Here is a 22,949-nt window from a genome sequence, read left to right as displayed (position 1 = left end):
TGGGTGAGCACCCGGCCACCCCTGGCACAGGCCCTACGCGCCGCCCGACGACTGCGCCCATACACCGCGGAGGGCGACTACAGCTACTCGATGCGCGAACTGTGCGGCGACGGATGGGTGCTCGTCGGCGACGCCGCGCGGTTCGTGGACCCGATCTTCTCCAGCGGTGTCGGCATCGCGCTCAGCAGCGCGCGGCTCGCCGCGAGCAACATCATCGCCGCCGCACCGCTCGGTTTCGACAGGTCCGCGTTCGCCGAGTTCGAGCGCAAGTCGCGCAACGCCACCCAGTGGTGGCGCAACTTCATCACGCTCTACTACCGGCTCAACGTGTTGTTCAGCTCCTACATCCGCAACCCCGAGTATCGGCTCGATCTCATCCGGCTCCTCCAGGGCGACTTCTTCGACGACGACGAGGAGCCGCCGGTGCTCGGGAAGATGAGAGAGAAGTTGGCGTTGGTGGAGAGCAACCCGAACCATCCCTGGCACAGCGGCCTCCGGTCGTTGCAGCCGCAGGCATGGCGGGACGGCTCCGTGCAGCGCTGACCCGACGGACTTTGAGCGGGGCTGGTCATCCACTCACCGCGTCCGGGTCCCAGGCGGTGCCGCCTCACCCGAATCGGCGATCCCAGCCTCGATCCGGAGCCCCAGTCCAGTGAGGACAAGCAGGCCCGCCAGGACGTAGCCGCCGCTCTGGGGGTTCGACGGACTCACCATCAGCAGGGCGATGAGCAGGCCGGCTGCCAGGGAGACGCTGCCCATCGCTCTGGTCGAACCGCTGCGGGGGTACCGGAGATTCATACAGCTCACGGTATAGCGGGGTTCGCTGCCGACGTTCTCTCCGCAGAGCGCGGTCATCCCGATCAAGCCATACGGGGAGTACCGTCATGGGTACACGATGTACCCGATTCGGGTGAGGTGACCCCATGGTCCATCAGGAGCAACCGACGCCAGGACAACGTGTCGAGCGGCTTCGCCGAGCCGCCGGCCTCTCCCGTGAACGCCTCGCCGGGCTGGCCGGGCTCAGTCCGACCACTGTGAAGTTCATCGAGAACGGCCGGCGCAGCCTTACTTTGCGAGCGGCCCAGCAACTCGCTCCACACCTCGGCGTACGCGATTTGGCCGACCTCTTCGGTCCAAGCGTTACCCTCTCCCTCGACGGCCGCCCAAGCCATCCCGCCGTCGAGGATGTCCGCCGTGCGCTCACCGCCTGGCACATCACCGTCGACGGCCCGCCGGAGTCCCCTGAGTACCTGCGCGGTGCGGTGGATTCCGCATGGCAGACCTGGCACACCTCCCGGCTTCAACGGACCGAGGCCGGGCTGATCCTGCCCGGCCTGCTCGACAGCACCCAACGTGCCGCCCGACTGCATACCGGCGAGGACCGGCGGGCCAGTCTCGCCCTGCTCGCGCAGGCGTACCACCTCGCCCAGGCGTATCTGGCCTGGCATGGCGACCGGGAGCTGTGCTGGCTAACGGTGGACCGGGGCATGACCGCCGCGCTGGACGCAGACGATTTGCTGGCCATCGCCCAGTCCATCTGGTACGCCGCCCACCTGCTGCGTGCCGTCGGTCGGGGCGACGAGGCCCTGGATCGGCTCCGGGAGGCCCGTGCACTGATCGAACCGAAGGTGGGCGATGGCGGCGTGGAGTACGCGGAGATGCTGGCCGACCTGAACCTCTGTGCCGCACTGACCCGGGCTCGCACCGGGGACCAGGGCGCCTGGTCGGACTGGGACACTGCCCGGCAGGTCGTCGAGCGCGCACTACCCGACGGGTACGTGGGCCTGCGGACACGAGTGTCCCGGCCGCTGGTGGACGTCTACGCGGTGATGTGCGCCGTCGACCTGGGCGACCCAGACGAGGCACAGCGGCGGGCGCACGCCCTGGATCCGATGTCGATCCCGTCGACCGAGCGGCGGGGCCGGCACTACGTCGAACTTGCCCGCTCGGCCGACCTCGAAGGCGCTCCGGAGGCGGCCCTGCACCTGCTCGGCCGGGCGGAGGCGACGTCACCAGAGACGGTTCGGTACTCGCCGGCCGCCCAGGACATGCTGGTCCGGCTGACCCGGGAGGCACCGGCCTCGGTCCGGAGCGAAGCCGTCGAGTTGGCCCGCCGCGTCGGCGTGACCGACTAGGTACGTCCCGTCACTGGGTACGCGGTGTACCCACGAGCATTCTGCGCACTACTTAACGTCACCTCCGTTGGGCGTTGGGTGAGCGGTAGCGCGTTCACCCCCGCCACGTTCGAGCCGGTGTGGTCCCGATGCCTCCCTTGAGGCGTCGGGCCACGCCCTCCTCGGGAGGTCTTAGGTGGACGGTACAGAAAGTGCTTCACAGCGAAGCCGGGGCGAGCAGATCGAGGCGACAGAGCGGGAGGCGGCGAAGCAGCGGCTCCTTGCGCAGGCCGAGGCGGATCGGATACCCGTGGAGGACATGACCCGGGCGGTACCCGACCGGCGGTGGCGCAGTGGTGGATGAACTGCCGATAGGTCGACGGGTGGCGCAGTGGCGGGTGCGACGACGACTGTCGCAGCAGGTGTTCGCCGACCGGCTCGGCAAGTCGAAGAGTTGGGTGGACAAGGTCGAGCGGGGCGTCCGCGCGCTGGACAAGGTCTCCACGCTCCAGGACATTGCCGCCGTCCTGCGCATCCACACCGCTGTTCTACTGGGTCGAGAGGTCCAGCCCGTCGAGGTGACCGAGCGGACCGCCGACGTGGAGCACATCCGGGCGGCGTTGTCCCGGTACGAGATCCCACTCGGCAGGCCGGCGGGCCGCCGTCCCGTCCTGCCCGTCGACCGGATGGCCCGCGAGGTCGCGCACGCCTGGACCATCTTCCAGTACGCCCGCTACCCGCAGGTGATCGGCCTGGTACCGGACCTGCTGGCCGACGCACAGCGCACCCACGCCCGTAATCCGGTGGCGGGGCGGGTGCCGCTAGTGGAGGCGTACCGGATCACCGCGTCACTGCTGGTCAAGCTCGGTGCCGCCGGCCTGGCCTGGGTGGCGGTCGACCGCGCGATGATTGCCGCGACCGGTGACCGGACTTCGGTCGCCGCCGCCGCCGTACAGCTCGGGCAGGTGCTGCGTGAGGTGGGTCGGGCGAGGGAGGCGAAGTCGGCGATGCTGGCTGCCGCGTACCGGATCGTCCCACCCGTAATCGAGTACGGCACCCCGCCGGAGCTGTCCCTGTGCGGAACGCTGCTCATTCAAGCTGCCCTGGCGGCAGCCCGCTCCGGGGATGACACTGCCGTCGCCGAGTCACTCGACGAAGCCGCTGACATGGCCGAACGGGTCGGCGACGGACACGACCACCACCACACCGCGTTCGGGCCCACCGCTGTGGACCTGGCCCGCACCGCTACAGCCGTCGAACTGGGCGACGCCAGCGAAGCGGTGACCTGGCACGAGAAGGCCATCCAGCGGGACGGCTGGCGATGGCTGCCCGTCGAGCATCGCGCCGCGCACCTGATCGACGCCGCCCACGCGTACCTCCAGGTCGGCGACCCGGTCAACGCCGGCCGGGTCCTGGTCGACGCCGAGCGCACCGCACCGGCCGAAATCCGTCACCGGCCCGCCGCCCGAGACGTGCTTGCCCAAGTAACTCGCAACCCCGATGCCCCCGCAACGGTCACCCAACTCGCCGACACTCTCGGGGTGGGCTGAACGGTGACCGGCCCGCACCTGTCCCTGGCCCAGATCCGCAATCGAATCATCCTCACCGCGCGTGCCGTACTCCGTCAGCACCGACCCGAACCCGACGGCCACTGCCCGGTCTGCCGCACATCGGACTGCCCGGTAGCGACCGTCGCCCACAACGTCCTCCGCACCGCCGAGGAGGCACAGCAGCGGAGCAGGGCAATACCGTCGACCGCACCCGCACCCGGACTGGCCCAGCAAACCGATGACCTCGAACAGCGCCCCAAGCCGTGGTTGGAATGATCTGGATGTGAAGACTGGTGGCACAGGTCGGCCCAACCTGAACGAGGTACGCGATTACCACGTGGCGCGACTCAACCATGCCCTGCGCCGGCCAGGGATGTGGGCCCGCGAAACCACCTTGCGACTGTTCCTGGACGCGGTGGCTTTCGTCGATGGAATCGACCAGGTCTGGCAGGCGGAGTGTGAGCAGCTCAGGGCGCGGGGAGCGTTCACCTCGCTCGGCGTGCCCGGGGCCTTCGCCAGAATCCTGCCCGGATACCACGACGACGGCGCAGCGGTGGCCTCGGTGTACGCCGACATCGCCTGGCGCCATGGTTGGCTCACGGTCGATCGGACCCTTTCCGCCGAAGACCTTCAGCGGCTGGGTGACGGCGTTGCCCACTGGTGTTCCCGAGACCGCAACCTGGACGAGGTCCTAGCCGAATTTGGCTCACCCTCCGTGCTGCTTGGCCCCAGCGATGCCCGTTCCTCCAAGACCCTGGTCTACGCCGCCAACCGCGCCACCGGCCTGATCTGCCTGCACTTCGTCGGCACTCACGACCGGAACGCCACCAAGCCGCAGTCGGAATCCCCGCCGGCGCTGCTGGCGATCCGCCACGGCGACGGCGTTTTCGCGGACACCTTCACCTTCACCCCGACCGGCACCGTCTACCGCCAGCAAGTCGACCGCTGACCACGAGGCGGACGCCCCGACCTGCGGGGTCGGCGGGAGGGTCCAAAGAGAGCCGCGCACCGGAGTATGTGGCAACCCTTGCAGTGACGGCACATCCGCCCCAGCCAGCAGCGATGGGTGTCCATGCGTTGACATGCACTGCAACACGCTCGTAACCTTTCGGCAAGTTTCCATTGCCGCCGCAAGAACGGCACCGAGGTTTCCCTGGCGCGTCCACCATCCGTCCCCCGTACCCCCGTCAGGAGTTCAGGATGCTTCGACGTCGACGCCGCTCGGCGCTGCTGGCCGTGGGCCTGCTCGCCGGTCTGCTCGCGCCGGTCACCGTGGCGGCTCCCCCGGCCGCCGCGGCCCCCTCCGGCACCAAGAAGGTCATCGCCAACCTGTTCGAGTGGAACTGGCCCTCGGTGGCCAGCGAGTGCACCAGCACGCTCGGGCCCAAGGGCTACGGCTACGTCCAGGTCTCGCCACCGCAGGAGCACGTGCGGGGCAACCAGTGGTGGCTGGCGTACCAGCCGGTCAGCTACCGCATCGAGTCGCGCAAGGGCACCCGCGCGCAGTTCCAGTCCATGGTGAACACCTGCCACGCCGCCGGGGTCAAGGTGATCGTGGACGCGGTGGTCAACCACATGTCCGGCCAGGACGCGGGCGGTACCGGCTGGGCCGGCTCGTCGTACCAGCACTACACCTACCCGGGCATCTACCAGTCGCAGGACTTCCACTACTGCGGGCGCAACGGCAACAACGACATCGCCAACTACGGCGACCGGTACGAGGTGCAGAACTGCGAGCTGGTCAACCTCGCCGACCTGAAGACCGAGTCGGAGTACGTCCGGTCGCGGCTCGCGGCGTACCTCAACGACCTGCTCTCGCTCGGCGTGGACGGCTTCCGGATGGACGCCAGCAAGCACATGCCGGCCGCCGACATCGCCGCGATCAAGAGCAAGCTCTCCCGCTCGGCGTACATCGTGCAGGAGGTCATCTACGGCGCGGGCGAGCCGGTCCAACCCGGTGAGTACACCGGCAACGGGGACGTGCACGAGTTCCGCTACGGCAAGGACCTGGCCCGGGTGTTCCGCTCCGAGCGGCTGGCGTACCTGAAGAACTTCGGCGAGGGCTGGGGCCACCTGCCCGGTGGCGTGGCGTCGGTCTTCGTCGACAACCACGACACCCAGCGGGACGTCGGCGGCGTGCTCACCTACAAGGACCGGGGCATCTACGCCCTGGCCAACGCCTTCATGCTGGCCTGGCCGTACGGGTCACCGACGGTGATGTCGAGCTACACCTTCACCAACCGCGACGCCGGTCCGCCCTCGGACGGCAGCAACAAGACCCTGAACACCACCTGCTACTCCGGCTGGGAGTGCGAGCACCGCTGGCCGGTGATCGCCAACATGGTCGGCTTCCGCAACGCCACCGAGGGTGCCGGCGTCTCCAACTGGTGGGACAACGGCTACCAGCACATCGCGTTCAGCCGGACCGGCAAGGGCTTCATCACGATCAACGACGAGGACTTCGCGGTCAACGGCCGGTCCTACCAGACCGGTCTGCCGGCCGGTCGGTACTGCGACGTCATCCACGGCACCTTCAGCAACGGCTCGTGCAGCGGGCCGGTGGTCACCGTCGACTCCGGCGGCTGGTTCGTCGGGAACGTCCCGGCCCACGACGCGATCGCCCTCCACGTGGGCGCACGCGTGTCGTAGCGCCACCGGCTCCGGCCGCCGGGTGTCCGGCGGAAACGTCATCCGTCCTCCGTCATCCGGAGATCCCTTCCCCGACACCGGCGCGGGGAGGGGGTTTTCGGGTTTTCGCCACCGTACAGTCCGTTTGTGCGCTATGACGGACCGAGCCCGGATCGCCGTACCCGCGCGATGGTCACCACCGGCGGCCTGGTCGTCGCGGCGGTCCTCGCCGCCGGAGTGGCGCTGCTCCCCCGGTCGGTTCCCCTGGCCGACGCGTCGACCCCGACCCGCAGCCCGGTCGGCACATCCCCGACCGCCCACGCCCCGGCCGCCGGCCCGGTCCCGTCGCCCACGCCGAGCCGGATCCCGGTCGCCCCACCCGCACCGGACGATCTCCCGGTCGTCACCTACCGGCCGGCACCGGACGGTTTCCCCGCCGACCCGGACCCACTGGACACCGCGCCGTTGACCCAGGGGCTCCGTCCCCTGCGCCGGATCACCGCCCACACCGCGCCGGGTGGCCGTCCGCTGGCGTTCCTCACCCCGCAGATCAGCGGGTACGACCTCGTGGTGCCGATCACCGCGCGGCGGGCCGGCTGGGTGGCGGTGCTGCTGCCCTCGGCGAACCGACGGATCGCCTGGGTCCCGCCGGGCGGCTGGCACACCGTTGCGCTGCCCGACCAGCTCGTCGTGGAACGCCGCACCCACCGGCTGACCTGGCTGCGCCACGGACGGCCGGTGCGTTCCTGGTCGGTCAGCCTCGGCATGCCGGGGCAGGTCACCCCGCTCGGGCGGACCTTCGTGCTGGCCCGCACCCCACCCGCCGAGGCGACGTTCGGTGGCGTGGACGTGCTCGCCCTCGGTGCCGTGCCGGAGGACCCCGCCGCCCTGCCCGCCCGGCTGCGCGGCGCGCACATCGGCATCCACAGCTGGTACCACGACCGGGAACTGGGACGGGACACCACCAACGGCTGCGTCCGGTTGACCCCCAGCGCACAGCAACGCCTCGTCGACGCGCTGCCGCACGGCACCGGGGTGGTGGTGGTCGACCGGCTGCCGGCGTCCCGCTGAGGTCCCGGCCGTCGTCCGCCGCCGTCGGCGACGCGCCCGCCGGGGCGGTGCCAGATCGGATACGCCGGCATGCTCCGCGCCGACTGGGGTATCCGTCCGCCCATGAGGGCGAGTTTCCGGCTCGGCCGGGTGGCCGGCGTCCCCGTCGGCGTCAACTGGAGCGTGCTGGTCATCTTCGCGCTGATCGCCTGGGCGCTGGCCGCGCGGCAGTTCCCCCGCGCCTACCCCGGGGAGCCGGTCTGGGCGTACGTGCTCGCCGGACTGGCCGCCGCGGTGGTCTTCTTCGTCGGCCTGCTCGCCCACGAGGTCGCCCACGCGGTGGTGGCCAGACGGAACGGGCTGGGGGTCGAGGGCATCACGCTCTGGCTGTTCGGCGGAGTCTCCGAGCTGAAGGGCGAAGCGCCGAACCCGGGCGCCGAGCTGCGCATCGCCGGTATCGGGCCGCTGGTCAGCCTGGTCATCGGCGTTCTCTTCGGCGGCGTCGCGGTCGTGCTGGCGCTCGCCGGAGTGCGGGGGCTGCCGGTGGGCGCGCTCTCCTGGCTGGCTGGCATCAACCTCCTGCTCGCTATCTTCAACGTGCTTCCGGCCGCACCGCTCGACGGCGGACGGCTGCTACGGGCGGCGGTCTGGAAGGCCACCGGCGACCCGACCCGCGCCTCGGTGGTGGCGGCCCGCGCCGGCTGGGTGCTGGGCGTGCTGCTGATCGGGCTGGGCCTCTGGCAGTTCCTGGTCGGGGCCGGCATCGGCGGGCTCTGGCTGGTGCTGATCGGCTGGTTCCTGATCGGGGCCGCGACCATGGAGGAACGGCAGGCCCGGATCGGCTCGGCGCTGCACGGCGTACGGGTCGCCGACGTGATGACCCCGCAACCGCAGACCGCCTCGGCGGGGATGACCGTCGGCGACTTCGTCGACAACTACCTCTTCGCGTACCGGCACTCGGCGCTGCCACTGACCGAGGACGGACGGCCGATCGGCCTGGTCACCCTGGACCGGGTCCGGCACGTCGCGGCCGACCGGCGCGGCGCGACCACCCTCGCCGAGGTGGCCTGCCGGGCCGACGAGCTGGTGCTCGCCCGGCCGGAGGAGCAGTTGACCGACCTGCTCCCCCGGCTCAGCGCGTGCGCCGACGGGCGGGCTCTGGTGGTGGTCGACGAACAGCTGGTCGGGATCGTCTCCCCCAGCGACATCAGCCGGGCGGTGCAACGCAGCAGCATGCGCGACCAGCTCGCCGCCCGACGGTGACGCCGCCCGCCCAGCGGCGCGGGCCGGTCAGCCGGCGCGGGCCGCACGGGGGCGGGGGTGACGGTCCAGCCACCACTGCGCGGCCAGCAACGGCAGCGTCCAGCCGAGCCAGGCGGTCGCCCCGGCGATCATCCAGCTCATCAGCTTCTCGTCACCGTGGAAGGTGGTCTCCAGGTGCGGGTTCAGCATGATGAAGAAGACCACGCCCCAGATCCGGTTCGTGATGATCGAGACGGTCAGCGCGAAGCTGCGGACCATCCACCGGCGGTGGTCGACGAACCGGCGCTGCCGGGCCCGCCGCCAACCGACCATGGTGCAGATCAGCCAGAGAGGGGCCAGCACCAACCCGCTGGCCTGGGCCGCCGGTCCGAACGGGGTCACCGCACCGAGGTAGAAGCCGATCACCCCGGCGGGGAGCACCCCGGCGAAGACGTACACCCGGCCGATCCGACGGTGGGCATCCGGGAAGCGCTGCCGGAACCACGGCCACACCTGGAACCAGCAGGTCAGCGTGGCCACCGAGGCGAAGAGGACGTGCGCGACCAGCAGCGGGTAGTAGAGCGGCGCGCCCTCCGGCGGAGTGACCCGTGACTGCCCCTCGTCGAGGGTCAGGTACGGAGGCAGGGAGAACGCCACGAACAGCACCAGCACCACACCCAGGGGTGCCATCCAGGGGCGCCGCCACCACCGGCGGCGCATCCGCCCACCCGTCCCGGCGGCCGGCGCGCGGCTGCCCGGTCGTGGACCGGGGTCCGGCCCGGACGGCGTCGAAACGGTGGGCGGGGTGGTTTGCGTCGTACCGGTCTCGGCCACGGTGGGCTCCTCGTCGACAGGGGACAGTGTGCTGCCGACGAGGGTGGTCGTGCAGGCTGACCGGACACGCACCGGACGCTGACCGCCACCCCCGTCGCCGGTCAGCCACACGTGGAGTCCGGGAGGGTGCCGCCCGGTCAACGGCTTCGTCACGCCGGCCCGGGGGCGCGACGCGGCACGGTTCGGGGGCGCGACGCGGCACGGTTCGGGGGCGCGACGCGGCACGGTTCGGGGGCGCGACGCTGGTCAGGCGCGGAGCAGGTCCCGCAGGGCGGCACGGCCCCGGGTGTGGTCGAGCGCGGCACCCCGGGCGAAGGCGACGGCATAGGCGTCCTCGCCGAGCGCCGTCCGTGTCCCCTCCACCACCCCGGCCACGTCCTGGCTGGCAGTCACCCGCAGGCCGCGTACCGCCGTGGCCACCCCGAGCAGCCACGCGGCCCGCTCGGGTGCCCCGTCGTCCAGCACCACCCCGGCCAGACCCTCGGCCGCATCGGCGATGTCCGGCCCGTTGTGCTGGTGAAGGGCCGCGTCGAGCGCCTCCCGATGCCGGCGGCGGGCCTCGCCGGGATCGCCGCCGGCCTGGGCCACCCGGCCCAGCGCGGTCAACGCGGCGATCCGGACCTCGGCGCCGGTCCAGTCCTCCGAGACCCGGGCCAACGCTTCGATCTGCCGGCGGTGGGCCTCCACCAGGTCACCGGTCAGCCGGGCCACCTCGCCGAGGCCCCAGACGACCTGGGCCGCCGTCGCCGACATGCCACCGCGCCGGGCCAGGTCGGCGGCCTGCCCGTACTCGACGCGGGCGGCGTCGGCGTCACCGGCGCGCAGCAGCCGCTCGGCCCGCCGGCAGTGCAGGTCCGCCACCTCCTCGTACGCGCCGAGTTGCCGGACCAGCCCCAGGGCCTCGTCGCGCAGGGCGAGGCACTCGTCGTCCGCGCCCCGCCAGGCGGCAATGGTCGCCAGCCCGTCCAACGCCTGCGACACGCCCCACCGGTCCCCCACCGACCGGAAACCGGCCAGCGCCTGCCGCAGCTCCGACTCGGCCGAGTCGACGATCCCCCGGAACAGGGCGAGGAAGCCGTTGCCGAAGTGACCGAGCGCCTGCGACCACGGGTCCGTGCCGATCAGCCGTCTGCGCCGGGGCAGTTCCGCGCCCGGCGGTCCGGCGAACTGTGCCCACAGGACGTTGAAGAACGGCTGCCGGGGCGGGTGTTCCATCGCGTCGACCAGGACGGTGGCCCGTCGTACGTGGTCGGCCAGACCGGCACCGGCGCCACCGGACACGGCGTACACCACGCAGAGCACGTACTCCTCGACCAGATCGTCGGGAGGTTCCGGCCCGACCGCGCGCAGCACCTGTTCCGCCAGCGGCGCGATCTCGCCGCGGAGGCCGCGTAGGTACCAGTAGGCGCTCGACGCGCCGATCAGCCGCATCGCCATCGGCGGGTCGGCGGTGACCGCCCAGCGCAGGGCGGCATCCAGGTTGCGGTGCTCGGCGCGGAGCCGGTGCAGCCAGTCGACCTGCTCCGTGCGGCGCAGGTAGCCGTCGGCGGTGGCGGCCAGGTGGAGGAAGTACGCGGCATGGGCCCGACGGAGCGGATCGTCCTCGCCGGCCTCGACGAGCCGATCGGCGCCGAAGGTCCGCACCGTCTCCAGCATCCGGTACCGGCCGGCGGCGTGTTCGAGCAGCGACCGGTCCACCAACGCGGCGAGCAGTTCGGCGGTGTCCGGTCCGCGCCCACGCCCGCGCTGGGTGGTTGCAGGGGACCCCTCCTCGGCAAAATGCGGTAGGAGGGGTCCCCTGCAACCACAAACCTGCTCGGCAGCGGAGACGGTCGTCCCACCGGCGAAGACGGTCAGCCGGCGCAGGAGTCGCCGTTCCGCGTCGCTGAGCAGGTCCCAGCTCCAGCGGACCACGGCGTGCAGGGTCTGGTGCCGGGGCGCGGCGGTCCGGTCCCCCCGGGAGAGCAGCCGGAACCGGTCGTCCAGCCGGGCCGCCACCTCGGACAGGGGCAGGGCCCGTACCCGCACCGCCGCCAGTTCGATCGCCAGCGGCAGGCCGTCCAGCGCGGCGCAGATCCGGCGTACGGTGTCGACGGTGTCGGGGTCGAGGACGAAGTCCGGGCGTACCGCGGCGGCCCGGTCGGCGAAGAGGCGCAACGCCGGGGCGGTGACGGCGGTCCCGGCCGGCGCCTCCGGCGGCGGTACGGGCAGCGGGGGCAACGGGCAGAGCAGTTCCCCGGTGAGGCCGAGCGGCTCCCGGCTGGTGGCCAGGATCCGCAGCTCCGGGCAGGCGGCGAGGAGGCGGCGTACGACCGGCGCGGCGTCGGCGACGACGTGCTCGCAGTTGTCGAGCACGAGCAGCATCCGCCGGTCCGACAGCGCGGTGACCAGACGGGTCACCGCCGGGTCGGCACCGCCGGCCGACACGTCGGCACCCGTCGGTCCACCGCCGTCGGCCGGCGCGCTGTCACCGTGCGGGCCGGCAACAGACGAACCGGTGCCATCCGGGCCGGCAACAGACGAACCCGTGCCACGCGAGCCGGCGACAGGGCGGCCGGCGAGTGGGGTGCGGGTCACCCCGGGCAGGCCGAGGCCGGACTCACGCAGGCCGAACGCGTCGAGCAGGACGGGCACGACCCGTGCGCCGGCCGGTAGCGGGGCGAGGTCGACGAAGCAGACCTCGCCGGCACGCCGGCTGGCCGTTTCGACCGCGAGACGGGTCTTGCCGACCCCACCCGGACCGGTGACGGTCACCAGCCGGCCGGCGTCGAGCAGTCCGGCCACCCGGGCCAGTTCACCCTCCCGGCCGACGAAGCTGCTCAGCTGGGCCGGGAGCCGGGCCGGCGGCGGTGACAACGGGTCGCCGCGCTCGTCGCGCAGCACCGCCAGGTGCACCGCGGCCAGCTCGGCCGAGGGTTCGATGCCGAGTTCCCCGGCGAGGGTGCGGCGCAGGTCGGCGTAGACCCGTAGCGCCTCGGCCGACCGGCCGGTGGCATGCAGCGCCCGCATGAGCTGCCCCCGGGGGCCTTCCCGCAGCGGGTGGGCGGCGACCACCTCGCGCAGCAGGGTGATCGGCGCGTGCGGGTCCCCGGCGGCGAGCGTCGCCTCGGCGTACTCCGCCACGATGCCCAGCCGCAGCTCGGTCAGGCGCGCGACCTGGACGGCGGCGAACGGCGCGGCGGTCACGTCGGCGAGCGGCTCGCCCCGCCAGAACGTGAGCGCCTCGCCGAGCAGGGCGACCGCCCGTGCCGGTGCCCCGGCGGCGAGGGCCTGCCGACCGGCCCGGTCGAGCCGGGTGGCCCGGTGCACGTCGACGTCCTCCGGGTCGACGACCAGCCGGTAGCCGGCCGGGTGCGCCTCGACGGTCACCGTGGTGCCGGTGGCGCGCAGCGCCCGGCGGAGCCGGGACACCTGGGACTGCAACGCGTTCGCCGCGCCGGCCGGCGGGTGCTCCCCGTGCAGGCCGTCGATCAGACGGTCCGCGCCGACCACCCGGCCGGCGTCGAGCAGGAGCAGGGCGAGCAGGGCCCGCAGCTGCCGCCCGCCCAGGGGCAGGGGCGTCCCGTCGACGGTGCGCGCCTCGACCGGGCCCAGGATGCCGAAGAACACGGCCCCGATTCTGACGTACCCGGTCCCGCACGCCGACCGCGTCGTACGGCGTCAGCGGGGGAGGTAGCGATCCACCAGCTCGTTGCGGAACTTTCCGGTCGGGTCGACGGCGACGGTCGCGGCGACCGCGTCGGCGAACCGGGGGTACGCGGCGGCCACCGCCGCCGGGGAGAGACCGAAGACCTTCCCCCAGTGGGGACGGGGGTCGAACGGGGCCAGTCGCTCCTCGACGGCGGCCACCACCGGGGCGACCGCCCCGGCGTCGGCGATCCAGGTGAAGTGGATCGCCACGGTGTCCCGGTCGTACTGGGGGCTCAGCCAGAGCCGGTCGGCGGCGACCGTCCGCAGCTCGCAGATCTGCAACACCGCGGCGATCCGGTCGCGGACGCCGTCCAGCGCGGCCAGCGCCTCGGCCGCCGCCGCCCTCGGCAGGTGGTACTCGGACTGCAACTCCGCGCCGCTGCTCGGGGTGAAGCCGGGTCGGAAGTGCGGTAGCCGCTCGTGCCAGGGACCGGGCACCCCGAGCTGCGCCGTGCAGGTGTCGCCGGGCAGTCCCGGCACCGGGTGCCGGGGCGTGTCGGCCGCCGTCGCTCCGAGCCACCGGACCGGCGGCGGCTCCTGGTCGGCCAGCTGTTTACGCCACACCTGGTCGAACCCGGGGCCCCGCCAGTCGGTGAAGAGGCTCACGCTGTACGCCGAGGCGAGCGCCTCGTCCATCGCCGCGCGGGGCAGGCCCAGGTGGACGTACTGACGGACTTCGAAGGTCGGCACCAGAGCCAGTGTGAGCCGGGTGACCACCCCGTACGCCCCCAGGCCGACCACCGTGCCGGGGAAGCGGGCGTCGGTGGAGTCCACCCGGACCAGATCACCGTCGGCGGTGACCAGTTCCAGGGCGACGACGGAGGTGGCCAGGTTGCCGTGGCGCTCACCGGAGCCGTGGGTGGCGGTGGCGACCGCCCCGGCGACCGAGATGTGCGGCAGGGAGGCGAGGTTCGGTAGGGCGTACCCCTGCTCGTGCAGGCGCGCCGCGACCTCGCCGTAGCGGAGCCCGGCCGCCACCGTGGCCGTGCCCGCGACCGGATCGATCTCGACCGTGGGCGGCAGGCCGTCCACCGCGACCAGGTCGCCGGTGGTGTCGGCGAGCCGGTTGAAGGAGTGCCGGCTGCCGACCGCGCGGATCCGCCGGCTCGCCGCCACCAGGTCGCGCAGTTCGTCGACCGTGGCCGGACGGTGCCGGCGGGCCGCCGCCCAGGTGACGTTGCCGGCCCAGTTCCGCGTGGGCACCCCGGTGTCCGGTGTGGCCCGCCCGTCATCTGGCATGACCTCTCCCCTCGGTCGTCGGCGGTGCACCCGAAGTCGGCGCCGGGAGGCCTCAGACGTGCGGCATGACCTCGGCGGCGACCAGTTCCAGGTGGTCCAGGTCGGCCAGGTCCAGCATCTGGAGGTAGACGCGCTGGCTGCCGACGCCCGCGTACCGGCCGATCTTGTCGACGACCTCGGCGGGCGAGCCGGCTAGCCCGTTCTCCCGCAGCTCGTCCGGGTCACGACCGATCGCCTCGGCCCGTCGCCGGACCTCCGCGTCGTTCCGGCCGCAGCACAGCACCAGCGCGTTGGACCAGCGCAGCTCCGCCGGGTCCCGGCCGATCGCGGCGCAGGCGTCGCGGACCCGGCCGAACTGCGCGGCCGTGTCGTCGACCGAGACGAAGGGCAGGTTGAACTCGTCGGCGAAGCGGGCGGCGAGCCGGGGCGTCCGCTTCGCGCCCAGCCCGCCGAGCAGGACCGGCGGCCGGGGCGACTGCACCGGCTTCGGCATGGCCGGGGAGTCGGTGAGGGTGTAGTACCTCCCGGAGAAGTCGAAGGTCTCCCCCACCGGGGTCTGCCAGAGGCCGGTGATGACGGCGAGCTGCTCCTCCAGCCGGTCGAACCGCTCGGCCAGCGGCGGGAACGGGATGCCGTACGCCTGGTGCTCCGCCTCGAACCAACCGGTGCCGACACCGAACTCGATCCGGCCGCCGCTCATCGCGTCCACCTGGGCCACGGTGATGGCGAGCGGGCCGGGCAGCCGGAAGGTGGCGGCGGTCATCAGCGTGCCGAGACGGATCCGGCTGGTCTCCCGGGCCAGGCCGGCCAGGGTGGTCCAGGCGTCGGTGGGGCCCGGTTCCCCGCTCGCCTCGCCCATCATCAGGTAGTGGTCGGAGCGGAAGAAAGCGTCGTAGCCGGCGTCCTCCGCGCAGCGCGCCACAGCGAGCAACTGGTCGTAGCTGGCCCCCTGTTGGGGCTCGGTGAAGACGCGCAGTTCCATGAGCCGAGCATAGGGAACCGGCCGTCGGTCCGGCGGGCGCACCGGAGGAGGTCCCGGTGGGCGGGCGCCGGGACCGCGCCCGCCCACCGGCGTCACGACGGCGTCCGTGCCGGTTGGAACGTCCGCAGCCGCAGGCTGTTGGAGACGACGAAGACCGAGGAGAGTGCCATGGCGGCACCGGCGATCATCGGGTTGAGCATGCCCACCATGGCCAGTGGCAGGGCGCAGAGGTTGTAGGCGAACGCCCAGAAGAGGTTGCCCTTGATGACCCGGAGGGTGCCCCGGGAGAGGTGCAGGGCGTCCACCACCGCGAGCAGGTCCTCCCGGACCAGGGTCAGGTCCGAAGCCTCGATGGCCACGTCGGTGCCGCTGCCCATCGCGATCCCCAGGTCGGCCTGGGCCAGCGCCGCCGCGTCGTTGACCCCGTCCCCGACCATGGCGACCGTCCGCCCCTCGGCCTGCAACTCCTTGATGATCTGGACCTTCTCGGCGGGCAGCACGTCGGCGATGACGTCGTCGATCCCGACCTCCGCGGCCACCGCCCGGGCCACCTTCTCGTTGTCCCCGGTGAGCAGCACCGGCACCAGACGCAGAGCCTTCAGCTCGGCGACCGCCCGGGCGCTGGTCTCCCGTACGGTGTCGGCCACCACGAAGACGCCCCGGACGACGCCCGCCCAGCCGACCAGCACGGCGGTGCGACCGGCCGCCTCGGCCGCCTGCCGGGCCTCGTCGAGCACGGTCGGGATCTCCAGCCCGGCCTCGGTGAGCAGCCGGGACCGCCCGACGAGGGTCGGCCGGTCGGCGACGGTGCCCCGGACGCCGAGCCCGGGGAGGTCGGCGAAGTCGGTGACCGGCAGCAGCCGCGCGGGGTCCCCGGCCCCGGCCACGATCGCCCGGGCCACCGGGTGGTCCGAGGCGGACTCCAGCGACGCGGCGACCCGCAGCACCTCGTCCCGGTCGGCGTCGCCGACCACCACCTCCAGCAGACTCATCCGGCCGGTGGTGACGGTGCCGGTCTTGTCCAGCACGACGGTGTCCACCTGGCGGCTGTTCTCCAGGATCTGCGGACCCTTGATCAGCACTCCCAGCTGGGCGCCCCGGTTCGTCCCGACCAGCAGGGCGGTGGGCGTGGCCAGGCCGAGCGCGCACGGGCAGGCGATGATCAGGACGGCCACCGCGAAGGCGAAGGACGGCGAGCCCATCCCGGTGCCCAGCCAGAAGCCCAGGGTCCCGACGGCGAGCCCGATCACCACCGGTACGAACACCCCGGCCACCTGGTCGGCCAGCCGCTGCACCGGGGCCTTGCCCGACTGCGCCTCCTCGACGAGCTTGGCCATCTGCGCGAGCTGCGTCTCGGCGCCGACCCGGGTGGCGCGGACCACGAGCCGTCCACTGCGGTTGACCGTCGCCCCGGCGACCTCGTCGCCCGGCGCGACCTCCACCGGCACGGACTCCCCGGTGAGCATCGACACGTCGACGGTGCCGTTGCCCTCCTCGACCACCCCGTCGGTGGCGATCTTCTCGCCGGGACGGACCACGAACCGGTGCCCGACCACCACCCGGTCGATCGGCAGCCGGACCTCAGTTCCGTTCTGCAGGACGGACGCCTCCTTCGCGCCCATCTGGAGCAGGGCGCGCAGCGCGTCCCCGGCGCGGCGCTTCGCCCGGGCCTCGAAGTAGCGGCCGCTGAGGATGAACATGGTGACCCCGGCGGCGACCTCCAGGTAGATGCTGGCCGCCCCGTCGGTCTGCGACACGCTGAGCGAGAACTCGTGCCGCATGCCCGGCGTGCCGGCGACGCCCAGGAAGAGCGCCCAGACCGACCAGCCGAACGCGGCCAGCGTCCCCAGCGACACGAGGGTGTCCATGGTGGCCGCGCCGTGGCGCAGGTTGACGAAGGCCGCGCGGTGCATCGGCCAGCCGCCGTACACCACGACGGGAGCGGCCAGGGTCAGCGACAGCCACTGCCAGTAGGTGAACTGCCAGGCGGGCACCATGGCGAGCGCGATCACCGGTACGGAGAGCGCAATCGACACCATCAGCCGCTTCCGCAGGTCGTCCAGCGGATCGGCCGGCGCGACGCCGCGCCCCACCTCCTCCGGCGGGGGCGGCACCTCGGCGGTGTAGCCGGCCTTCACCACGGTGGCGATGAGGTCCGCCGGGGTGACGTCGCCGGGGAACGCCACGCTGGCCTTCTCGGTCGCGTAGTTCACCGTGGCGTGGACGCCGGGCATCCGGTTGAGCTTCTTCTCGATCCGACTCGCGCACGCCGCGCAGGTCATACCGCCGATGACCAGGTCGATCCGGTTGGCCGCAGGAGACACGTCGGGGGGCGTGGTGACGCTCATCGCGCCACCTCTACCGGGGCGCCGACCAGGGCCGGCGCGGAGGAAACCCGGTCGACCTGCCCGGCCGACATCATCATGTCGTGGCCCTCCCCGCTCTCCGCCGGGGAGCTGATCGGGCCGATGAGCCGGCCGATGATCAGCATCACCGTGAAGACCACGAGCAGGACGAGCAGGTAGGTGCCGAGTCGCCAGATCGCGTTCATGACAGGTCCTCCTCGGGAGAGCCGCCGGGACCGGCCGCCCGCCGGCGGTCGGGGCGTGGCCGGCCGCCCCCGTCACCGACGTCGTCCGCGTCGGGGTACGGGGTCCGCCCACCGCCGGGCGACGGGGTGGCGGCCACCCTCCGGTCCGGACAGAAATTCATGTTCCACACTCCAGCCCAGCGGGCTCCGAAGGCCGGGCGATACCGACCCTGCCACATTCCAGCCGATCCCGACGACACGGCTCCCCCGACCAATTCACCGTTGCTTTTCTAACCGATTATCCGCTGCTCGGCCCCGGTCTCGGCATCGCGTACGCCGATCGCGCTGACGGGGCAGAGCTCCGCCGCCGCGACGACCATCGGATCGCCCTCCGGAACCACCTTCTCCACCGGCTGCGACCACCCGTCCACCAGCCGGAATCGGTCAGGCGCGGTGGCCAGACACATTCCGGAGCCGATACACGAGGAATCGACCTCCACCTTCCACCGTCGCTCCGTCACGGACGGTCCTTCTACCACTCGACCGGCAGCGCCGACGGGCACCGCGCGATCAGTCCGGGCTTCCACGGAACCTCGTCGGCGGGCACCGCCAACCGCAGTTGCGGGAAACGCCCGATGAGTCCCTCCAGGACAAGTTGGATCTCCAGTCTCGCGATCGACGCGCCGAGGCAGTGGTGCGCACCGTGCCCGAACCCCAGGTGGGGATTGTGTGACCGGGCCAGGTCGATCTCCTCCGGGTTCTCGAAGATCCTTTCGTCGCGGTCCGCCGACGCCCGCTGGAAGATCACGGTGTCACCGGCACGAATGGTGACCCCGGCGATCTCGACGTCCTCGACCGCCACCCGGGGGAAACTGCCCACGGAACGGAGCGGGATGATCCGCAACATCTCCTCGATGGCACTGGGCACCAGGCGTGGGTCGTCCCGCAACTGGGCCCAGAGTTCGGGCTGGGCCAACAGCAGGTAGAGCACATTCGCGATCATGCTGAGCGACGTCTCGTGGCCCGCCATGAGGATGCCGATGCCGGTTCGCAGCATCTCCGTCTCGCTGAGCCGGTCCTTCCGCTCGAACGCCTCGAGCAACGTGGTGACGAGATCCTCCCTGGGCTCCCGTCGGCGCTGGTCGGCGAGCTCGCCCAGGTACGCCTCCAACTCGTTGCGCGACCGCTCGATCTCCTCCGGCGGCGCGCCGCTGGTGGCGACGAAGACGTCCGAGAACTGCCGGAACCGGTCCCGGTCCTCGTACGCGATCCCGAAGAGTTCGCAGATCATCGTCACCGGCACCGGAACGGCGAGGTATTCGACCGCGTCGGCCGGGGCGCCGTGCTTCGCCATCGCGTCGAGTTGCTCGTGCACCACCTCCTTGATACGCGGTGCCAGAGCGTCGATCCGACGCTTGGTGAACGCCCCGGCGACGACCCGCCTGATCCGGGTGTGCTCGGGCGGATCCATCGAGAGCAGGTTTCCCTTGCGCAGGGGCAACGGGGTCACCCGCGCGGTATCCGGTTCGGTCGCCCGCAGCGAGCTGAATCGACGGTCGGCGAGGAACTGCTTCAACTCGGTGTAGCCCGTGATCAACCACGCCTCACCCCCGTAGGGCATGCGGACCCGGGTGATCGGTTCGGTACGGCGCAGCTCCGTGTATCGGGGATGGAGATCAAGCTTGTTGACCGGCCCGAAAGGATAGGTGGGCACTTCCGTGGTGTTGTCGGCCGTCATCGTACCCCTCTGGCAGCAATCAGCAGGATCGGCCCGCGCCGACCCCGGCGGGAACGAGGACGAACGTGGTCTGCCGGTGGCCGGTCATCGTCGACCAGGTCATCTGACGGAGCCTCCGGCCGACGTGCTTCCGCGCGTCCCCAGGTACGGCAGCAATCTACCAGCAACATCGATGAACATCCCAGAGCAATGACCACAAGAGCGAGATTGCCGACACGTCCTTCCAATCACTGAGGTCTATTTGTTGTGTTGCCGGAAGCAGCGCCTTTGACCCAATCTTCCGATGTTTCGATGGTCCTTCCCGACGATTCTCGGCATGCTTCGCGCGCCCGCGACAAGGCGGGCGTCGACCGTGGGTTTCGGCGTTACATCTGACTCACCCGTGACGCGTCCGACGGCTTGCAACTCCAGTGACAGGTCCGGGTGGGGCAGACGCACAGCGGGCGGGTGTTGAGCAACGCCCGGCCGGTGTCGGCGTCCGTGTCGATCCGGCCGTCGACCCCGAAGACCGTACGGAGGACCTCGGGGGTGATCGTGCTCTCCGCCGCGCCGGTCGCCACCACCCGTCCCTCCTGGAGCACGACGACCGAGTCCGCGTAGGTCACGGCGAGATCGAGACTGTGCAGCGCCGCCACGGTGGTCACCCCGAGACCCCGGACCAGCTCCATCAACTCCAGTTGGTGACGGATGTCGAGGTGGTTGGTCGGCTCGTCGAGCACCAGCAGTTGCGGCTCCTGCGCCAGGGCACGGGCGAGGAGGACCCGCTGCCGCTCGCCTCCGGACAGCTGACCGACCCGGCGGTGCGCCAGGTCCACCAGCCCGGTCTGCTCGAGAGCCTCCTCCACCGCCTGACGGTCGACGCTGCGGAACCGGTCGAACGTGCCCAGGTGCGGTGAACGTCCCAGGCAGACCGTCTCGAAGACGGTGAACTCGAAGCCGGAGTGCTGTTCCTGGGCCAGCACGCCGGTGTGCCGGGCCGCCTCCGCCGCGGTCATCTTCCAGACGTCACGGCCGCCGACCAGCACCGTCCCGGCGTCGGGCCGGTACGCCCGGTAGACCGTACGCAACAGGGAGCTCTTGCCGCTGCCGTTGGGCCCCACGAGCGCGGTGAACTCACCCGCCCGGTTCGACAGGCTCACCTCGTCGAGGATCCTTCGGCCGCCCCGCGTCACCGACACCCCGTCGACGGACAGGTCCATCACATCTCCTCCCCCGCCAGGCCCCGGGCCCGCATCACCAACAGGAAGAACGGCACGCCCAGGAAGGCGGTGAGAATGCCGATCGGCAGCTCCGTCGGCGAGATCAGCATCCGGGCGGCGACGTCCGACCAGATGAGGAAGAGCGCCCCCAACGTGACGGTCACCGGCAGCATCCGTCGGTGGTCGGCTCCGACGATCATGCGGGCCAGGTGCGGCACGATCAGACCGACGAACCCGATTCCGCCGGAGACCGCGACCACCGTGCCGGTCAGGAGCGTGACCAGGATCAGCAGCTGACGCCGCAGGATGGTGGCGGACACCCCGAGGGCCGCACACGCCTCCTCGCCGAGCACGAGGACGTTCAGCCGGCGACTGACCAGCATCAGCAGCGCCGTGCCGACCAGCACCACCACTGCGGGGACGGCCAGCGACTCCCACCGCGCTCCGGAGAGGCCACCGAGCAACCAGAAGATGATCTGCTGCTGGACGGCCGCGCTCTCCGAACGGGTCAGCAGGAAGGAGGTCACCCCACCGAGCAGGTGCGCGCAGGCCACCCCCACGAGCACCAGCCGCAGGGGCAGCAGGCGGCCGTGCTGCCGCGCCAGGACCAGCACCACCGCCATGGCGGCCGCCGCGCCGAGGAAGGCCGCCGTGGGCAGCGTCAGGGCACCCAGCACGGCCAGCCCGGTGGTGAGTACGACCACCGCACCGACCGACGCGCCGGAGGACAACCCGAGGAGGTACGGGTCGGCGATCGGGTTGCGTACCACGCTCTGCACCACGGCGCCGGAGAGCGCGAGTCCCGCGCCGACCACCGCACCGAGCAGCACCCGGGGGAACCGGATCCGCCACACGATCAGATCCGAGGTCGACGCGCTGTCTCCGCCGCCGGTCAGGTGGTGCAACAGGATCCGACCCACCTCGTCGGGGGGCACCCGGACCGGCCCGATCCCGGTCGCCGCGACCAGCGACACCAGCAGCATCACGAACAGTCCACCGAGCACCACGGCGTACGGGACACGGTCCGGCCGCCGGGCGATCCGCCGCTCGGCCCCGGTGCCGGGGACGGCGCGGGTCTCCGCGACCGTCACGGCTGCCCCGTCCACAGTCCGGTCGCGAGTTGCTCCAGGCCGTCGAGGTTCAGTGGGGTGGGAAAGGAGACCAGGAACTGCGAGGTGCCGACGACGCGCCCCTGTTTGACCGCGCTCGTGTTGGCCAGCAGCGGGTTCGCCTTGACCTGCCGCAGCAGTTCCTCGCCCTTCACCTTGGCGAACGGGTAGTCACTGATCACCCAGATGACCTGCGGATCCCGCTTGAGCACCTCCTCCGGTGAGACGTCCGCGTGCATGGACGTCACGTCGGTGAAGGCGTTCTGGCCGCCGGCCGCCTCGATGAGGGCATGGGCGATGGTCACCGTGCCCGAGGTCTTCAGCGGCTGCCCGGCCACCGGGTTGTCCTGGAGGATCAGCACCCGCGGCTTGTCGGAGCCCCGCTTCGCGACCACGGCCTGTTCCCTGGCACGCAGTTCGGCGATCACCTGCTCGGCCCGCTCCTCCACCTGGAACACCTGGCCGAGGCGGGTGAGGAAGTCGTACGTCGAGGAGAGACTCGCCGGCCCGCCGTTCTTCTCGTCGCCCAGGCAGGCGGACAGACCCTTGGCCCGCATCGTCTCCAGGTCGGCGTCGCTCGGGCTGCCGGGCGCCTGGCCGAAGGTGGAGAAACCGGTCACCACCATGTCCGGGGTGGCGGCGGCCACCACCTCGGTGGTCGCCACGGTCCGCCCGAGCACGGACAACTTCTCCAGCTCGCCCCGGAAGGGCTGCTGGTCGGCGCCGAAGGGGGCCGGATAGCCCGTTCCCACGATCCGGTCGGTCAGCCCCAGCCTCGCCATGGCCTGGGCGGCGTAACCGTCCACGGTGACCACCCGGCGCGGCGACGCGGGCACGGCCAGGTCCCGGCCCTGGCAGTCCTTGATGGTCACGGTGCTGGTCACGCTGGTGTCGGTGTCCGCGCCGGCATCGCCGCAACCGGTGAGCACCACGACGCCACTCATCATGACGGCGAGCCAGGGGGCGGTTCTCGGGAACCGGCGCCGCAGGCCGGCACCGGATGGCCGAGACCGCCGCGCCCGTCCCACCCGATGGAAAGGACGG

The 22,949-nt window shown here is 71.9% G+C and carries 19 protein-coding genes; 7 read left to right on the top strand and 12 right to left on the bottom strand.

The window, feature by feature from the left end; translation table 11 throughout:
* The first annotated feature begins 3 nt into the window (after positions 1-3).
* Positions 4-543, top strand: coding sequence for an NAD(P)/FAD-dependent oxidoreductase (locus ACIBJE_RS06620; RefSeq protein ID WP_396743938.1), 540 nt, complete (start codon positions 4-6; stop codon positions 541-543).
* Between the two features lie 33 nt (positions 544-576).
* On the opposite strand, the gene ACIBJE_RS06615 is transcribed toward ACIBJE_RS06620, so the two are convergent.
* Positions 577-798, bottom strand: a complete 222-nt coding sequence (locus ACIBJE_RS06615; RefSeq protein ID WP_396743935.1) for a hypothetical protein — start codon at positions 796-798, stop codon at positions 577-579.
* Positions 799-923: 125 nt separating this feature from the next.
* Between ACIBJE_RS06615 and ACIBJE_RS06610 the strand changes: the two genes are divergently transcribed.
* The 6 genes from ACIBJE_RS06610 (at position 924) to ACIBJE_RS06585 (ending at position 8,605) form a co-directional block, all read left to right on the top strand.
* Complete coding sequence (locus tag ACIBJE_RS06610; RefSeq protein ID WP_396743932.1) at positions 924-2,135, top strand: helix-turn-helix transcriptional regulator; 1,212 nt, start codon at positions 924-926, stop codon at positions 2,133-2,135.
* A gap of 332 nt (positions 2,136-2,467) precedes the next feature.
* Positions 2,468-3,664: a helix-turn-helix domain-containing protein gene (locus tag ACIBJE_RS06605; RefSeq protein WP_396743930.1), complete on the top strand. Its 1,197-nt coding sequence runs from the start codon at positions 2,468-2,470 to the stop codon at positions 3,662-3,664.
* Positions 3,665-3,902: 238 nt separating this feature from the next.
* Positions 3,903-4,613: a hypothetical protein gene (locus tag ACIBJE_RS06600; protein ID WP_396743927.1), complete on the top strand. Its 711-nt coding sequence runs from the start codon at positions 3,903-3,905 to the stop codon at positions 4,611-4,613.
* Positions 4,614-4,864: 251 nt separating this feature from the next.
* Positions 4,865-6,313, top strand: coding sequence for an alpha-amylase family glycosyl hydrolase (locus ACIBJE_RS06595; protein WP_396743924.1), 1,449 nt, complete (start codon positions 4,865-4,867; stop codon positions 6,311-6,313).
* Between the two features lie 126 nt (positions 6,314-6,439).
* Positions 6,440-7,363 carry a L,D-transpeptidase family protein gene (locus ACIBJE_RS06590; RefSeq protein ID WP_396743921.1) on the top strand — a complete coding sequence of 308 codons (924 nt, stop codon included), beginning with the start codon at positions 6,440-6,442 and terminating at the stop codon, positions 7,361-7,363.
* 102 nt (positions 7,364-7,465) lie between these two features.
* Positions 7,466-8,605: a site-2 protease family protein gene (locus tag ACIBJE_RS06585; protein WP_396743918.1), complete on the top strand. Its 1,140-nt coding sequence runs from the start codon at positions 7,466-7,468 to the stop codon at positions 8,603-8,605.
* Positions 8,606-8,632: 27 nt separating this feature from the next.
* Here ACIBJE_RS06585 and ACIBJE_RS06580 read toward each other — a convergent pair whose 3' ends face one another.
* The 11 genes from ACIBJE_RS06580 to ACIBJE_RS06530 all read right to left on the bottom strand — a co-directional run bounded on the left by ACIBJE_RS06580 (position 8,633) and on the right by ACIBJE_RS06530 (position 22,852).
* Entirely contained in the window at positions 8,633-9,274 is a 642-nt protein-coding gene (locus tag ACIBJE_RS06580; protein WP_396743915.1) for a DUF2306 domain-containing protein, read from the bottom strand.
* A 390-nt stretch (positions 9,275-9,664) separates the two neighbouring features.
* Positions 9,665-13,027 carry a BTAD domain-containing putative transcriptional regulator gene (locus ACIBJE_RS06575; protein WP_396743912.1) on the bottom strand — a complete coding sequence of 1,121 codons (3,363 nt, stop codon included), beginning with the start codon at positions 13,025-13,027 and terminating at the stop codon, positions 9,665-9,667.
* 51 nt (positions 13,028-13,078) lie between these two features.
* Entirely contained in the window at positions 13,079-14,347 is a 1,269-nt protein-coding gene (locus tag ACIBJE_RS06570; RefSeq protein WP_396743909.1) for an FAD-binding protein, read from the bottom strand.
* Between the two features lie 52 nt (positions 14,348-14,399).
* A complete protein-coding gene (locus ACIBJE_RS06565; RefSeq protein WP_396743906.1) occupies positions 14,400-15,329 on the bottom strand; it encodes an LLM class F420-dependent oxidoreductase in 930 nt (309 codons plus the stop codon).
* A 92-nt stretch (positions 15,330-15,421) separates the two neighbouring features.
* On the bottom strand, positions 15,422-17,677 hold the full coding sequence (locus ACIBJE_RS06560) for a heavy metal translocating P-type ATPase (RefSeq protein WP_396743903.1): 2,256 nt from the start codon (positions 17,675-17,677) through the stop codon (positions 15,422-15,424).
* A complete protein-coding gene (locus ACIBJE_RS06555) occupies positions 17,674-17,880 on the bottom strand; it encodes a hypothetical protein (protein WP_396743901.1) in 207 nt (68 codons plus the stop codon). The genes ACIBJE_RS06560 and ACIBJE_RS06555 overlap by 4 nt, the downstream gene beginning before the upstream one ends.
* 269 nt (positions 17,881-18,149) lie before the next feature.
* A complete protein-coding gene (locus ACIBJE_RS06550; protein ID WP_396743898.1) occupies positions 18,150-18,380 on the bottom strand; it encodes a ferredoxin in 231 nt (76 codons plus the stop codon).
* Between the two features lie 11 nt (positions 18,381-18,391).
* A complete protein-coding gene (locus ACIBJE_RS06545; protein ID WP_396743895.1) occupies positions 18,392-19,597 on the bottom strand; it encodes a cytochrome P450 in 1,206 nt (401 codons plus the stop codon).
* Positions 19,598-19,962: 365 nt separating this feature from the next.
* Positions 19,963-20,796: an ABC transporter ATP-binding protein gene (locus ACIBJE_RS06540; RefSeq protein ID WP_396743892.1), complete on the bottom strand. Its 834-nt coding sequence runs from the start codon at positions 20,794-20,796 to the stop codon at positions 19,963-19,965.
* On the bottom strand, positions 20,796-21,887 hold the full coding sequence (locus ACIBJE_RS06535) for a FecCD family ABC transporter permease (protein ID WP_396743889.1): 1,092 nt from the start codon (positions 21,885-21,887) through the stop codon (positions 20,796-20,798). The genes ACIBJE_RS06540 and ACIBJE_RS06535 overlap by 1 nt, the downstream gene beginning before the upstream one ends.
* Positions 21,884-22,852, bottom strand: a complete 969-nt coding sequence (locus ACIBJE_RS06530) for an ABC transporter substrate-binding protein (RefSeq protein ID WP_396743887.1) — start codon at positions 22,850-22,852, stop codon at positions 21,884-21,886. Before ACIBJE_RS06530 ends, ACIBJE_RS06535 begins: the two co-directional genes overlap by 4 nt.
* Between the last annotated feature and the right edge of the window lie 97 nt (positions 22,853-22,949).

The sequence above is a fragment of the Micromonospora sp. NPDC050187 genome, assembly GCF_044459745.1.
Taxonomy (GTDB): domain Bacteria; phylum Actinomycetota; class Actinomycetes; order Mycobacteriales; family Micromonosporaceae; genus Micromonospora.
Note: the sequence above shows the minus strand (reverse complement) of the source record. Positions and strands in the feature narration are given on the sequence as shown.

What these genes read in the sequence shown, in the direction of transcription:
- ACIBJE_RS06615 (WP_396743935.1), bottom strand. Translation starts at nt 798, where the DNA reads ATGAATCTCCGGTACCCCCGCAGCGGTTCGACCAGAGCGATGGGCAGC.
- ACIBJE_RS06610 (WP_396743932.1), top strand. Translation starts at nt 924, where the DNA reads ATGGTCCATCAGGAGCAACCGACGCCAGGACAACGTGTCGAGCGGCTT.
- ACIBJE_RS06600 (WP_396743927.1), top strand. Translation starts at nt 3,903, where the DNA reads ATGACCTCGAACAGCGCCCCAAGCCGTGGTTGGAATGATCTGGATGTG.
- ACIBJE_RS06595 (WP_396743924.1), top strand. Translation starts at nt 4,865, where the DNA reads ATGCTTCGACGTCGACGCCGCTCGGCGCTGCTGGCCGTGGGCCTGCTC.
- ACIBJE_RS06585 (WP_396743918.1), top strand. Translation starts at nt 7,466, where the DNA reads ATGAGGGCGAGTTTCCGGCTCGGCCGGGTGGCCGGCGTCCCCGTCGGC.
- ACIBJE_RS06580 (WP_396743915.1), bottom strand. Translation starts at nt 9,274, where the DNA reads ATGGCACCCCTGGGTGTGGTGCTGGTGCTGTTCGTGGCGTTCTCCCTG.
- ACIBJE_RS06570 (WP_396743909.1), bottom strand. Translation starts at nt 14,347, where the DNA reads ATGCCAGATGACGGGCGGGCCACACCGGACACCGGGGTGCCCACGCGG.
- ACIBJE_RS06565 (WP_396743906.1), bottom strand. Translation starts at nt 15,329, where the DNA reads ATGGAACTGCGCGTCTTCACCGAGCCCCAACAGGGGGCCAGCTACGAC.
- ACIBJE_RS06560 (WP_396743903.1), bottom strand. Translation starts at nt 17,677, where the DNA reads ATGAGCGTCACCACGCCCCCCGACGTGTCTCCTGCGGCCAACCGGATC.
- ACIBJE_RS06555 (WP_396743901.1), bottom strand. Translation starts at nt 17,880, where the DNA reads ATGAACGCGATCTGGCGACTCGGCACCTACCTGCTCGTCCTGCTCGTG.
- ACIBJE_RS06545 (WP_396743895.1), bottom strand. Translation starts at nt 19,597, where the DNA reads ATGACGGCCGACAACACCACGGAAGTGCCCACCTATCCTTTCGGGCCG.
- ACIBJE_RS06540 (WP_396743892.1), bottom strand. Translation starts at nt 20,796, where the DNA reads ATGGACCTGTCCGTCGACGGGGTGTCGGTGACGCGGGGCGGCCGAAGG.
- ACIBJE_RS06530 (WP_396743887.1), bottom strand. Translation starts at nt 22,852, where the DNA reads ATGATGAGTGGCGTCGTGGTGCTCACCGGTTGCGGCGATGCCGGCGCG.